This window comes from Streptomyces hygroscopicus (assembly GCF_026168105.1).
Taxonomy (GTDB): domain Bacteria; phylum Actinomycetota; class Actinomycetes; order Streptomycetales; family Streptomycetaceae; genus Streptomyces; species Streptomyces hygroscopicus_D.
This window is the reverse complement of record NZ_LBMW01000007.1, coordinates 1-13196: the sequence shown is the minus strand read 5'-3', so window position 1 is coordinate 13196 and position 13196 is coordinate 1. Positions and strand designations below refer to the sequence as shown.

General features: G+C 69.6%; 9 protein-coding genes. 7 read left to right on the top strand and 2 right to left on the bottom strand.

The features are described 5' to 3' along the window. Nucleotides 1-265 precede the first annotated feature (265 nt). The 7 genes from AAW14_RS09630 (at nucleotide 266) to AAW14_RS09600 (ending at nucleotide 9629) form a co-directional block, all read left to right on the top strand. Nucleotides 266-1621: a S53 family peptidase gene (locus AAW14_RS09630; protein WP_265562048.1), complete on the top strand. Its 1356-nt coding sequence runs from the start codon at nucleotides 266-268 to the stop codon at nucleotides 1619-1621. A gap of 496 nt (nucleotides 1622-2117) precedes the next feature. Further along, nucleotides 2118-2426, top strand: a complete 309-nt coding sequence (locus AAW14_RS09625) for a hypothetical protein (protein ID WP_265562045.1) — start codon at nucleotides 2118-2120, stop codon at nucleotides 2424-2426. Nucleotides 2427-2658: 232 nt separating this feature from the next. After that, nucleotides 2659-3498, top strand: a complete 840-nt coding sequence (locus AAW14_RS09620) for a hypothetical protein (RefSeq protein ID WP_265562043.1) — start codon at nucleotides 2659-2661, stop codon at nucleotides 3496-3498. Beyond that, nucleotides 3488-4807, top strand: coding sequence for a hypothetical protein (locus AAW14_RS09615; RefSeq protein WP_265562040.1), 1320 nt, complete (start codon nucleotides 3488-3490; stop codon nucleotides 4805-4807). Before AAW14_RS09620 ends, AAW14_RS09615 begins: the two co-directional genes overlap by 11 nt. Continuing rightward, complete coding sequence (locus tag AAW14_RS09610; RefSeq protein ID WP_265562038.1) at nucleotides 4804-6363, top strand: SCO6880 family protein; 1560 nt, start codon at nucleotides 4804-4806, stop codon at nucleotides 6361-6363. Before AAW14_RS09615 ends, AAW14_RS09610 begins: the two co-directional genes overlap by 4 nt. Before the next feature lie 7 nt (nucleotides 6364-6370). After that, nucleotides 6371-7792 carry an ATP-binding protein gene (locus AAW14_RS09605; RefSeq protein ID WP_265562036.1) on the top strand — a complete coding sequence of 474 codons (1422 nt, stop codon included), beginning with the start codon at nucleotides 6371-6373 and terminating at the stop codon, nucleotides 7790-7792. 22 nt (nucleotides 7793-7814) lie between these two features. After that, on the top strand, nucleotides 7815-9629 hold the full coding sequence (locus AAW14_RS09600; protein WP_265562035.1) for a type IV secretory system conjugative DNA transfer family protein: 1815 nt from the start codon (nucleotides 7815-7817) through the stop codon (nucleotides 9627-9629). Nucleotides 9630-9686: 57 nt separating this feature from the next. Here the strand turns inward: AAW14_RS09600 and AAW14_RS09595 are convergent, their stop codons facing one another. Next, complete coding sequence (locus AAW14_RS09595; RefSeq protein WP_265562033.1) at nucleotides 9687-10232, bottom strand: GNAT family N-acetyltransferase; 546 nt, start codon at nucleotides 10230-10232, stop codon at nucleotides 9687-9689. A 195-nt stretch (nucleotides 10233-10427) separates the two neighbouring features. Continuing rightward, nucleotides 10428-13001, bottom strand: coding sequence for a bifunctional YncE family protein/alkaline phosphatase family protein (locus AAW14_RS09590; protein ID WP_265562031.1), 2574 nt, complete (start codon nucleotides 12999-13001; stop codon nucleotides 10428-10430). Nucleotides 13002-13196 lie beyond the last annotated feature (195 nt).

Sequence of the window (13196 nt, the reverse complement as noted above, 5' to 3'; positions counted from 1 at the left end):
ACCGGACCGGCCTCGAACGGCCGGATCCATGGGTTCTCCGTGCACGCCGTCAAGCCTGCGTCAGGTGCCCGCCATCCCCTGGCCATTGATCGGTAAGGGCGCCGCCTCGGTTCGGTAAGGCGGGGGTCAGGAATCCTGAAGCCTCTTGTTTGTCGCGTACTCAACAAGTCAGTGTCGTGCGCGGGCCGCCGCCTCGTCGCCGGGACATCGCACCGGTGACGCACCCGCACACCTCCCCCGTCAACACGACCCAGGAGAACGCACCTTGCGTACGACACCCCCCAACAGACAGGCGATACGCGGCAGGTGGCGCCGCATCGGCTCGGCCGCGGTCGCCTCCGCCGCCCTCGTCCTCGGCGCTCTCGGCACCGCGGCCGACGCGAACGCGGCACCGGCGATCGCCAAGTCGCCCGCCGCGAAGAGCACCGCCAGGTCCGCCTCCCCGAAGGTGACCTGGACCCGGTCCTGCGCCGTGCCCAAGAAGAAGGGCGAGATGGCCTGCAACGCCCTGCGCGTCACTGGAGGCATCACGGCCTTCCAGAAGCGGCAGGCCCAGAAGACGGGCATCACGCCCAAAAACGTGTCCCCGAAGGCAGCCGCCGACTCCCCCACCGGCTACGGTCCGAGCGACCTCCAGTCCGCCTACGGCCTGACCGACGCCGCCTCCTCCAACGGCTCCGGCGAGACCATCGCTGTCGTCGACGCATACGACGACCCGAACGCCGAGTCCGACCTCGCGCAGTACCGGTCGTACTACGGCCTGCCCGACTGCACCTCCGACAACGGCTGCTTCACCAAGGTCGGCCAGACCGGTTCCACGACCTCCCTGCCCTCCACCGACAGCGGCTGGGCCGGTGAGATCTCCCTCGACCTGGACATGGCCAGCGCGGTCTGCCCCAACTGCAGCATCCTGCTGGTCGAGGCCAAGTCCGCCTCGACGGCCAACCTGGGCACCGCCGTGAACGAGGCCGTCAAGCTCGGCGCCAAGTTCGTCTCGAACAGCTACGGCGGCGCGGAGTCCTCATCCGACCCCACCTACGACTCCAAGTACTTCAACCACCCGGGCGTCGCGATCACCGTCAGCGCGGGCGACAACGGCTACGGCGCCGAGTACCCGGCCGCCTCGAAGTACGTCACCTCCGTCGGCGGCACCGCGCTCTCCACGTCCTCCAACAGCCGCGGCTGGACCGAGTCCGTGTGGAACACGAGCAGCACCGAGGGCACGGGCTCCGGCTGCTCGGCCTACGACGCGAAGCCGTCCTGGCAGACCGACTCCGGCTGCTCCAAGCGCATGATCGCCGACGTCTCGGCCGTCGCCGACCCGGCGACCGGCGTCTCGGTCTACGACACGTACGGCGACGGCACCGGCTGGGTCACGTACGGCGGCACCAGCGCCTCCGCGCCGATCATCGCCGGTGTTTACGCCCTGGCCGGCACCCCGTCCAGCGGCTCCTACCCGGCCAGGTTCCCGTACAGCGCGGCCGGTACCTCCGCCCTCAACGACGTGACCGACGGCAGCAACGGCACCTGCTCCACGAGCTACTTCTGCACCGCCCGGTCCGGCTACGACGGCCCGACCGGCTGGGGAACGCCGGAGGGGGTCGGGGCCTTCACGGGCTGACCTCCGGGTACGGGAGGCCGACGGCGGGTACGTGGGCCCCCGTCCGGCGGCTCGGCGCAGGGAACGGGTCGTGGCAGCAGCCGCGGCCCGTTCGGCACGACCACCCGGCGTATTCCGCGTCACCGCTCGGGGATAGCCTTCCGCTCATACGGGTGACACTCGTATGCAGCGGCCCGGTCCGAAGGGTGTCGCCGCAGGCCGACCCGGGTCTCGCGGCGCAGAGTGGGTTAACGACGGAACCGCACCACAGGTTCCGCTTCGACCTCATTGCCCGGCGTGACCTGCCGTGGTACACACGGTGACCATACGCCCCTTCGGATGCCGACCCACGCTCCTCGTGAGGGTCGTGGACGGGCCGGAAGCAAGGGACAGGTACGAAACCCGCCAATCAATGACGCCAAGTCGACATACGACGGCACCATTGTCGGCGAGAATGACCCTGGCCTCTGCGACTGCGGCAGGGGTACGGAACTACCCACTAGGGGCGGTGACTTACATGCATCTCGCGGCCGCAAAAGGCGACATCAACACGATCATCGGCGGTATCGCCCCAAACTGGGGGCCGTTCGGCAGCCTGGGCAACGAGGCACGCGTGATGGTCGAGGTGGTGATGGCCATCGCCATCCTGCTCTGCCTGGCGATCGCGATCTGGGGTGCGGCCAAACAGCGCATCGGCGCGACGGCCCTGCGCGACACGTTCAGCGCCGAACAGGGCAAGGGCCTGATCATCGCGGGCCTGACCGGAGTCTTCATCATCGGCTCACTGGGCACGCTGTTCACGATCGTGTACGGCATGGCCGTCTAGGCCCGGCCGCGGACCGCCACGCCAGACCTGGCGCACCGTCAGTCCCGGCCGGGCGCGCCCGCTTCCCTCCCAAGCCCCATCCGTCCGTCGCGCCCACCGGCTGAGGTTGCGTTTCCCTGATGTCGAGTCACCACACCGCGCCCGCGCGGGAACCAGCACGGCTACCGTCGTACTTCTACGCATTCCGACAAGGGATGCGAAACGGCTACAAGGTCGAGGGGGCGTGCACGGCGTGAGTCTCGGTGACGGTGCCTCCGGCGGGGGCGACGGAGAGTACGGCGATGTCGGCGGTGTGGGACAGACCCGGACGCGGCTGCCCGACCGGGGTGGTGACGTGTACGGCGGCGCCCGGAAGGGCCGGTCCTCGTCGCGGAGCCTGGTCACGGTGGTCGGGGTGGTCGTCCTCCTGATCGCGGCGATCGCCTTCGCGAACCGCGGGGGCGGGAGTTCGTCGTCAGCCGACGGCACCAGAACGGAGGCGGCCCCGACGTCCGCCTCCGGCGCCCGACCGGTGCAGTCGAAGACGGGGGGGATTCCGGCAGGGTTCGCGCGTGATCAGCAGGGGGCGCAGTCGGCTGCCGCCAACTACGGGGTGGCGCTCGGTTCCACGGGCATGTTCGATGCGAACCAGCGGCACACGATCGTCAACACCGTTTATGCCCCGGAAGTCGGCGCCGCCCGGCAGTCGGATCTCGACAAGGCGTACTCCAGCGAGAAGTTCCTGAACAGCATCGGCCTCAACAAGGACGGCACGGCACCCAACGGCGAGACGTTCGTCTCGCGGATCATCCCGGTTGGCACCAAGGTCAGGACGTTCAGCGCCGACAGCGCGACCGTCGAGCTTTGGTACACGTCGCTCTTCGGGCTGTCCGGCCAGGGATCCACGAATCCGGTGTCCGAGAGCTGGTACACAACGACGTACCAGCTGAAGTGGATCAACGACGACTGGAAGGTCACCGACTTCACGCAGAAGGACGGGCCCGTTCCCGTCGGGCGCGATCAGAAGGCATCCACCGCTGACGACATGACCAAGGCCGTCCAGGAGTACGGAGGGTTCACGTATGCCCGCTAAGCGTCGTGTACTCAAGGTCACCGCCGCTGCCACCGCCGTGCAGACCGCCATGGTGCTGTTGGCGTCCCGTGCTCTCGCCGCTCCCAGCCCCACACCTTCGCCGTCCAGCAGCAATGACCCCTGTGATCTCATCCGCGGCCCCGCCAAGGACTACTGCGAAAAAGGCAACACCCCATCCGGCGGCGGAACCTCCCCACCCCTGGACCCCACCCTCGACCCCCTCGCCTCCCTGGCCAAGGGCTGTGCCAGCGCCGCTTCCTGGACCATCGGCAAGCTGTCCGCCGCCGTGAAGGAGACCGCCAACGTCGACTTCACCAACCCCAGGTTCCTCCAGCAGTACGCCGTCGTATTCGCCGCGTCGACCATCCTCACCCTCCTCCTGTGGCTGCTCGCCGTCGCGAAGAGGGCCGTCCGCGGTGTCGCCCTCGGCACCGCCATCTCCGAGGCCGTCGGATTCCTCTGGCTGACCGTCCTCGCCTCCGCCTTCACCCCGCTGATCCTCTACACCGTCGTATCGGCGACCGACGGCGTCACCGACGTCCTCGCGAAGACCACCGGCGACCAGACGAACACGTTCTTCGGCACGTTCTCCGGCGCCATAAGCAAGGGCGAGAACATCGGCGGCGGCCCGATCATGCTGATCGTCGTGTCCCTCGTGTCCATCCTCGCCGCAGGCGTGCTGTGGCTGGAGCTCGTCATCCGTGCCGCACTGCTCTACGTCGGCGCCCTCCTCGGCACCGTCGTGTACGCGGGGCTCGTCGACAAGAACCTCTGGGGCCACGTCCGGCGCTGGGCCGGCGTCATGATCGCCGTCATCCTCGTCAAGCCCGTCATCGTCATCGTGCTCGGGCTCGCCGGCGCGCTCTCCTCCGACAACGGCCCCGACGCCTTCTCCGCCGTCGTCTCCGGACTCGCCATCATCCTGCTCGCCATCTTCGCGAGCGCCATGATCTACCGCTTCGTCCCCGGCTTCGGCGACGAGATCGCCGCCTCCCGCAACAACCGCCTCATGCAGAGCGCCGAGAGCAAGGCCGCGGCCGTCATCAGCTCCCCCGCGACCCTCGTCGCCCAGGGCATCAAGACCCACAGCACCCGCGCCGACAGCAACGGCAGTACGGGCAGCGGCAGCCAGCCGCCCCGCCCCGCCAACCCCGCATCCGGCGGCGTGGCCGCGCACAGCACCCGTACGCCGGGCGGAGGCGGATCCGTCCCCTCCACACCCCCGCCGCGCACCAGCCCGGCCAACACCCCGCACGCCAGCAGCACCCGCAACAGCAGCACCAACCGCTCAGGAGGTGAAGGGCGTTGACGACCGAGTCCCACCTGTCCCATGCGGTCACGCCCCGCCGGACATATCTGATCGGCCGCGCCCGGCCGAACGCGATCGTCGGCCGCAACCGCGAGACCGGCGAGATCGCGCTCATCATCGCGGGCGCGTTCCTCGGCATGATGTGCGGGCTACTCGTCCCCGTCCTGTCCCTGCGCATCGTGCTGCTGATGGGCTTCCCGCTGCTCGCGCTGGCCGCCGTGTACGTCCCGTACAAGCACCGCACCTTCTACCGGTGGTTCGAGATCAACCGCAGCTACAAGCGGACCCTGCGGCAGGGGACCACCTACCGGTCGTCGGTCATGGAGGCCGGCACCGGGCTCGACGGCCGTGAGATCGAGATCGGGCCGCCCCCCGGGATCGGTCGCATCACCTGGCTCGCCGCGCCCTTCGGCCCGGACGAGATCGCCGTACTGCTCCACGCCGACCGCCGTACCGTCACCGCCGCCATCGAGATCGAGGGCCCCGGCGTGGGCCTGCGCGACAGCGAGGACCAGGAGGCCCTCGTCGACCGCTTCGGCACGCTCCTCAAGCACGTGGCCAACGGCGACGGCTTCGTCACCCGCCTGCAGATGCTGGCCCGCACCCTCCCCGCCGACCCGGACGCACACGCCAAGGACGTCACCCAGCGCGGCGACGACCGCTCCCCGGCCTGGCTGCAGCGGTCCTACGACCAGCTCCAGTCCATGGTGTCCACGAGCAGCGAGCAGCACCGCGCCTACCTGGTCGCCTGTATGCACTACACCCGCGAACTGGCCGCCGAGGCCCAGGCCATGGCGCGCGCCGCGCGCCCGCAGGGCGGCAAGAAGGTCGACCGGGACGCGGGCCTCGCGGTCGTCATGGCGCGCGAACTGACCGACATCTGTTCCCGGCTGCAGGAAGCCGACATCCGCGTACGGCAGCCGCTGGGGCAGGGGCGGCTCGCCTCCCTCATCCACTCCATGTACGACCCCGACCACCCCATCGACCACATCCAGGCGATGACCAAGCGGAACGCCTGGCCCGCCGAACTCGACGCCATGGAGCCGACCTACCTGCAGGCGAAGACCCGCGAGTCGTCCACGCGCGCGCCCTGGTGCCACGCCACCGCATGGGTCAAGGAGTGGCCGATGACCCCGGTCGGCGTGAACTTCCTCGCTCCGCTGCTCGTCCACACCCCGGACGTCATCCGCACGGTCGCCGTCACCATGGACCTGGAGCCCACCGAGGTCGCCATCGAGCGCATGCTCACCGAGAAGACCAACGACGAGGCCGAGGCCAGCCGCGCCGCCAAGATGAACCGCACCGTCGACCCCCGTGACATCGCCGCCCACTCCCGCCTGGACCAGCGCGGCGAGGACCTCGCGAGCGGCGCCGCGGGCGTCAACCTGGTCGGCTACATCACCGTCTCGGCCCGTTCGCCGGAAGCCCTGGCCCGGGACAAGCGGACCATCCGCGCCTCGGCCGGCAAGTCCTATCTGAAGCTGGAGTGGTGCGATCGCGAGCACCACCGGGCCTTCGTCAACACGCTCCCCTTCGCCACCGGCATTCGGAGGTAAGGACCTGATGCGGGATCCGCTGTCCGTCCTGACCGACGCCTTCACGTCCTTCCTCTTCGGAAAGGTCGAGACGACCCGGCTGCCCGTCCGCACGTCCACGGGCCAGGCCCAAGCCGTCTACCTGCCGACGGCCGCACCCGGCCTCGGCGACTCCGGTGTGATCATCGGCCGCGAGGTCTACTCCGGGAAGGGCTACATCTACGACCCCTTCCGGCTGTACGGCCAGCAGCTCCCGGCGCCGCACTGGCTCGTGCTCGGCGAGTCGGGCAACGGCAAGTCGGCACTGGAGAAGACGTACGTCCTGCGCCAGTTGCGCTTTCGCGACCGACAGGTCGTGGTCCTCGACGCGCAGGGCGAGGACGGGGTCGGCGAGTGGAACCTGATCGCGCAGGAGCTGGGGATAACGCCCATCCGGCTCGACCCGACGGCCGCCCTGGACCACGGCATCCGGCTCAACCCCCTCGACCCGGCGATCACGACGACCGGCCAGCTCGCACTGCTCCGCACGATCATCGAGGTCGCCATGGGGCACGGCCTCGACGAACGGTCCGGCTTCGCCCTGAAGGTCGCACACGCGTACGTCAACGAGACGATCGTCGAGCGCCAGCCGGTCCTCACCGACATCGTCGAGCAGCTCCGGCACCCCGAACCCGAGTCCGCGGAGGCGATGAATGTCGCCCTGGACGACGTACGGGCCTGGGGCCTGGACGTGGCGCTGGTCCTGGACCGCCTGGTCGACGGTGACCTGCGGGGCATGTTCGACGGACCCACAACCGTCGGCATCGATCTGGACGCCCCGCTGATCGTGTTCGACCTGTCCCACATCGACCGCAACTCGATCGCCATGCCGATCCTGATGGCCATCGTGGGCGTCTGGCTGGAGCACACGTGGATCCGCCCCGACCGGAAGAAGCGCATCTTCCTGGTCGAGGAGGCCTGGCACATCATCAACAGCCCGTTCGTCGCCCAGCTGTTCCAGCGTTTGCTGAAGTTCGGACGGCGGCTCGGTCTGTCCTTCGTGGCGGTCGTGCACCACCTCAGCGACGTCGTGGACGGGGCGGCGGCGAAGGAGGCCGCCGCGATCCTGAAGATGGCGTCCACCAGGACCATTTATGCCCAAAAGGCGGACGAGGCACGGGCGACCGGCCGGGTGCTCGGCCTGCCGAGGTGGGCCGTGGAGATCATCCCCACCCTGACGCCCGGCATCGCGGTGTGGGACGTCAACGGCAATGTCCAGGTGGTCAAACACCTGATCACGGAGATGGAACGGCCGCTCGTCTTCACCGACCGCGCGATGACGGAGTCGGCGAGCGACCCGGCGCACGACGCACTGCGCGCCGCGGAACGGGAGGCGGAGGAACGCGCGGCGGCATTCATGGAAGAGCGGCTGAGCGACCTGGACGGCTCCTCCGAGTCCACGGTGGCGTAGGTGGCGTAGACATGGGGTCCCGATGACTGCAGCCAAGGAGCGACAGGACCGCCGGGGAGGCATCCCCGACGGCCTGTTGGTGGGCGTGCTCGCCTTCCTGCTCGGTGTGACGCTGATGGTGTGGACGGCCACGGGCCTCGCGGGCTGGTTCGCGCGGGGCGCCTGGCCGCACGACGTCCGGTTCAGCCGTACGCCGGTGGCCATACGGCATCTGGCCATCCGGCCCCATGACATCGCGGCTGCATGGCCGGACGTGCCGGCGAACCAGCTGTCCGGATACGGGCTGTTCTGGGGCCTGTTCATAGGCGAACTGATGGTGCTGTTCGTGCTGACCGTGTTCGTGATCGGCACGGTGGCCCGGTGGAAGGCGGTACGGGCCCGCCGGAAGGCGACGGCCAAGGGCACGTTCGCCCCGGCCGGGGACCCCTTCGGCCGGCCTGCGGGCGCACCTGCCCCGGCCGCGAACGCATCCGCCTGGCCTGCGGGCGCACCGTCCGCCGCCGCGGGCGTGCCCGTCCCGCACGCGGGCTCGTCGGTTCCGGCTCCCGGCTCAGCCGGACCGGCGGAAGGCCCGCCCGCCACCGCCGTGGGCTCGCCCGCCACCGCCGTGGGCTCGCCCGCCACTCCTGTGGGCTCGCCCGCCCCGGCCGCGGGCTGGACCGCCCCGGTCGTCGGCGCGTCCGCGCAGCACGCCGGTGCGTCGACGCGGGGCGCCGGTGTGCCGTCCTCCGACATCGCCTCGACCCCGGTGCCCGTTCTCGGCCCCGCGGTGACGAAGCCGTCCACGGCCGGGCACCCGGGCCCGTCGGCATCCGGGCCCGAGCCTCCCGCCGCCTCGGGCGACGTCGCAACCGCCCCCCGTCCGGCGGGCGTCGGCGCCGAGCAGACCGCCGCGCGCCCCGGGGCATGGACGCCCGCATCGGTCGTCCTCGGCGGACCCGAGACCCGTCATCCCCTGGCCGCCCAGGCCGTGCGCGACGCCGAGGGACCCGCGCTCGTCGTCACCTCCGGCCCGGCCCTGTGGTCCGAGACCAAGGACGCCCGCGCCAAGCTCGGCCCCGTTCTTCTCTACGACCCCTCCCACCTGTGCGACACCCCGGCCCGGCTGCACTGGTCCCCGTCCTCCGGCTGCGAGGACAAGGCCACCGCCGCGGCCCGCGCCGTCGCGCTGCTCGCGCCGGTCCGCCCCACGGCCCGTATCGACCAGGCGCTCGCCGACGCGGCGGAAACACTCCTGCGGAGCTATCTGCACGCAGCAGCCATAGAGGGCCGAACCATCCGGCACATTCACCGCTGGGCCCAGGGCACCCAGGTCCAGGAAGCCGTGCGCGCCCTCCGTACGAACCCCAAGGCGGCGTCCGGCGCGGCAGGCGAGCTGGAGTCCGCGCTCACCTCGCACCCCGAACGCAGGGACATGGCTCAGGAACTGACCGCACGCGCCCTGTCCTCCCTCTTCACGGTCCATATCCGCGAGGCATGCACACCCAACCGAAGTGACAGCCTCGCCTTGGATTCCTTCGTGAACGAAGGGGGCACTCTTTATGTGGTAGGCGAATCCATCGAGGACCCCAGGCAGCACCCCGGCGCCATGCCCCTGCTGACGGCCCTCGTCTCCAGCGTGGTCGAGCGCGGCCGGCGCATGGCCGAACGGTCATCCTCCGGTCGCCTCGACCCACCACTCACCCTTGTCCTGGACGACGTGGCGGCCGTGGCTCCCCTCCCCCAGCTGCCGGAACTCCTGTCCGCCGGAGCGGACCGCGGCCTGCCGACCCTGGCCCTGCTCCGCTCCCGCGAACAGGCCCGTGCACGCTGGCCGCAGTACGAACCACCCGTGTAGCGCCCGGCCGGGCGGTGTCCGGCGATTCCCGCCGGGCGCGCAGTGTCGGACACCGCCTCAGGCCCGCTCGAGCACCATCTCCAGCTCGGACTCGCCCAAGTCCTCGGACAGCGGCACCGTGAGCCCGCTCGGCACGAACCCCATCTTGCGGTAGAAGGTCCTGGCCCGCTCGTTGTCCTCGTGCACGATGAGCCGCACCCGCTCGACACCGCGCGCCCACGCCCACTCAAGACCGGCGTCGAAGAGCGTCTCGGTCAGCCCGGTTCCCCGGTGCTCAGGGCGTACGAACACCCCCACGAGATGGCCCTGCTTCCGCTCCACCGGGAACCCGGCCCAGTCCTTCGTCCCGGCCTCCTCGACCAGCACGGTCAGCGTGCCGACCCACGTGCCGTCCGGGGCCTCGGCGATGATCTGCCGAACTCCCAATGCCCCCTCGGCAGCCCCTTCCGCCCGCTCCTGCCAGAAGGAGTCCGGCTTGTCGACGGCATCCTGATAGGTCTCCAGGAAGGCGAGGTGCGCAACGGGGTCCTGGAGAGCGGTGAGCCGCAGCTCCTTCACCGCGGGCCACTCGTCGGGGCGTATGGACCGGATCATGTACTGCATGCGGCCACGGTAACGGCCCGACGCTGCGGACGGCGCGCCCATTTCTCACGCCCTGACGCGACAGGTGCGGCCCCGGTTCGCGGGGCCGCACCCAAGTCACCTCGGCCGAGTCACTTCAGCCGAGTCACTTCAGCCGAGTCACTTCAGCCGAGTCACTTCAGCCGAGTCGCCTCGGCCGGGTCGCCTCAGCCAGGGTCAGTCGTCATCGTCCGACGTCTTCGCCTGAGCGGTCGGCGCCCCGAACAGGTCGTGCTTCGGCGCCGGCATCGTGGACTGCGCCCCGCGGACGCTCTCCCAGATCGCCTCGTTGAACGTGCGCTCGTCGATCTGGTCCTCCTTGGTCAGGTTCTGCTTCGCGGAGACAGCCGACATCGGCGAGCCGGCCGTGTTCACGGCGGTCAGATCGGTGGGCGGCTTGATGGCCCGGTACGCGGCCGGATTGGGGCGCGCCGTGAAGGAGTTGACCATCGGGGTGGCGTACGCGTCGAACTGCGTCATCGGGGACACGCCCAGCATCAGCTCGATGGTCCGCAGCATCGACGCGGTCGAGTAGAACGTCGAGTCGACCCGCCCGATGCGCGTGTAGGGACTGATGACCTGCGAAATCGTCCGGTGTGCATCCACGTGGTCGGGCCCGTTCTGAGCATCGTCCTCGGTCACGAAGATCGCCGTAGACTTCCAGTACTTCGAGTGCGAGACAGTGTCGACGAGCTGCCCCAGCGCCCAGTCGTTGTCGGCGACGTACGCCTTCGGCGTCGGCAGTCCGGCCTTGGTCCCCGAGGTGTGGTCGTTGGGGAGCCGCAGTGACTCGAAGGCGGGCAGGTTCCCGTTCTTCTCGTACTGTGCGAACTCCTTCTTCCACTCCTCGATCCGCGGGCTGCCACAGCTCGTGGCGCGGGCCGGGAAGGTGTTCGCGGAGTCGGGGCAGTTCAGGTTGAACGGTCCGAAGGCGTGGTCGGTCCGGGCGTTCAGCACGGGGTCGTCGGCCACGGTCTTCCCGCTCGCGTCCGCATACCCGTAGAACCCGTAGTTCCGGAAGCTGATTCCCTTGTCCGCGAGCCGCTGCCAGATGTAAGCCTGCTCGGGGTCCTTGTTCGGCGCGATCGCCGGGTCGTTGTTCTCGGACGGGTACGAGTGGTTGCGCCCGGAGTAGTTGGCGGGCCAGCCCTGCTCGGCGTAGGGGTTGGAATTGGCCGCAACGGTCCAGTTCCAGCCCTGCGCGCTCACCTCGGCGTCGGCGTAGAAGTTGTCGAGCGTGACGAACTGACGCTGGAGGGAGCGGGCGTTGGGCGCGGAGTCGTCGCCGAACAGGTTGAGCGAGGCGTCACCGTTTCCCTTGTGGAGGGAGCCGAACTCCTGGTCGAAGGTCCGGTTCTCCTTGACGACGTAGATGACGTGCTTGATGGGCGACTTCTCACCGACCCGGCGCGGTACGACCGCCCCGGTGGCCCGGGGGCCGTCCCCCTGATCGAACCCGTTGTTGGCAACCACGGTCCGCGTCCAGTCGCGCAGCTGCCGGTCCCCGCCGCCGAGGCCGATGGTGGACAGCGTGCCCTTCATCATCGAGCCCGAGTACTGGTCGGGCGACTGGGGGGCCGTCGAGGTGGGGTCCGGATGGCCGGGACCGTTGTTGGGTCCTGCGCCGAGACCCTTGGCATTGGTGACGTAGAGGCTGCCGCCGTGCGCGACGACGGCGGTCGGGTACCAGGCGGTGGGGACGAGCCCTTCCGTCGTGCCGCTCTTCAGGCTGACGACGGCGATGTCGTTGTTGCCGGAGTTCGCCACGTAGAGCCGACGCCCGTCCTCGGAGAGCGCGAGAGCATCGGGGTTGCTGCCGACAGGCGCATGCGCGTACGGCGCGAGGCCGATCGTCCGCGTCACGGTGCGCTTGCCTGTGTCGATGACACTGACCTGGTCGCTGTCGCCGTTGGCGACGTACAGGGTCTTCTGCGCTCGGTCGGCGATGATGGCGTTGGGATGGGTGCCGACCTTGACGGTGGCCCGCAGGACGGGGGCGGACCCGCCGATGTCGAGGACGCTGACGGTGTTGCCGCCCTGATTGGTGACGTAGGCGGTCTTTCCGCCCTCGGTGAGGGCGACGGCGTAAGGGGCGTGTCCGACAGCAACGGTTGCCATGGACCCGTCGGCCAGATTCACCACGGTCGCGGCGTCCGCGAGCCGGTCGGCGACGACGAGCCGCTTCCCGTCAGGCGTCACGGCGATCCCAGCCGGATACATGTTCACGGCCTGGCCCTGCGGGTTCTTCGTCGGGAGCTTGATGGGCGCGGTCTCGGTGAGCCGCCCGGCCCGTACGTCGTAGGTGTGGATGATCTCGCGACCGCCGCCACTGGCGTAGGCACGCTTTCCGTCGGGGCTGAAGGCAAGGCCGGTGAAGATCGCTTGCGGGCTCGGATAGGAGATGGTCTGTACGACCTTGGAATCCTTGGGGTCGACCACCTGGAGCGACTGGGTGCCCTGACCGGCGTTGCTCACCAGGAGCATGCTCTTGTCCGGCGACAGAACAGCGTTGAGGGGAAGGTCCCCGAGCTGGGCCTGCTTGCCGGCCGGGGTGACTTTGTAGCCGACGGGAGTGATGGCGGTGCCGTCGCCCTTCGGACCCGCGGTTGCGTGCCCGCCGCCGGCGGCGAGGGCAACAGCCGCTCCGGTGGCGAGCACGGCGGTACTGGCGATGACGGTGACGGTGAGCCGTCTGTTCCTGCTGCGGCCATTGCTGCTGCGCTGTCCGCGCGCGGTGCGTGTGGAGACCATGGACCACGACGCTGGCCCCGATGCGTGACGCGCCATTGACATCGCACTGACGTGGCCATGACCGTACAGTGAACGCGAAAGAGCCCCAACTCACGGGGGTAAATCCGGAGTTGGGGCTCTTTCTCAAGATTTGTTCGGCGGTGTCCTACTCTCCCACAGGGTCCCCCCTGCAGTACCATCGGCGCTGTAAGGCTT

Excerpts from the sequence above, each read along its gene's own strand:
- AAW14_RS09605 (WP_265562036.1), top strand. The coding sequence starts at position 6,371 with ATGCGGGATCCGCTGTCCGTCCTGACCGACGCCTTCACGTCCTTCCTC.
- AAW14_RS09590 (WP_265562031.1), bottom strand. The coding sequence starts at position 13,001 with ATGGTCTCCACACGCACCGCGCGCGGACAGCGCAGCAGCAATGGCCGC.
- AAW14_RS09600 (WP_265562035.1), top strand. The coding sequence starts at position 7,815 with ATGACTGCAGCCAAGGAGCGACAGGACCGCCGGGGAGGCATCCCCGAC.
- AAW14_RS09595 (WP_265562033.1), bottom strand. The coding sequence starts at position 10,232 with ATGCAGTACATGATCCGGTCCATACGCCCCGACGAGTGGCCCGCGGTG.
- AAW14_RS09625 (WP_265562045.1), top strand. The coding sequence starts at position 2,118 with ATGCATCTCGCGGCCGCAAAAGGCGACATCAACACGATCATCGGCGGT.
- AAW14_RS09615 (WP_265562040.1), top strand. The coding sequence starts at position 3,488 with ATGCCCGCTAAGCGTCGTGTACTCAAGGTCACCGCCGCTGCCACCGCC.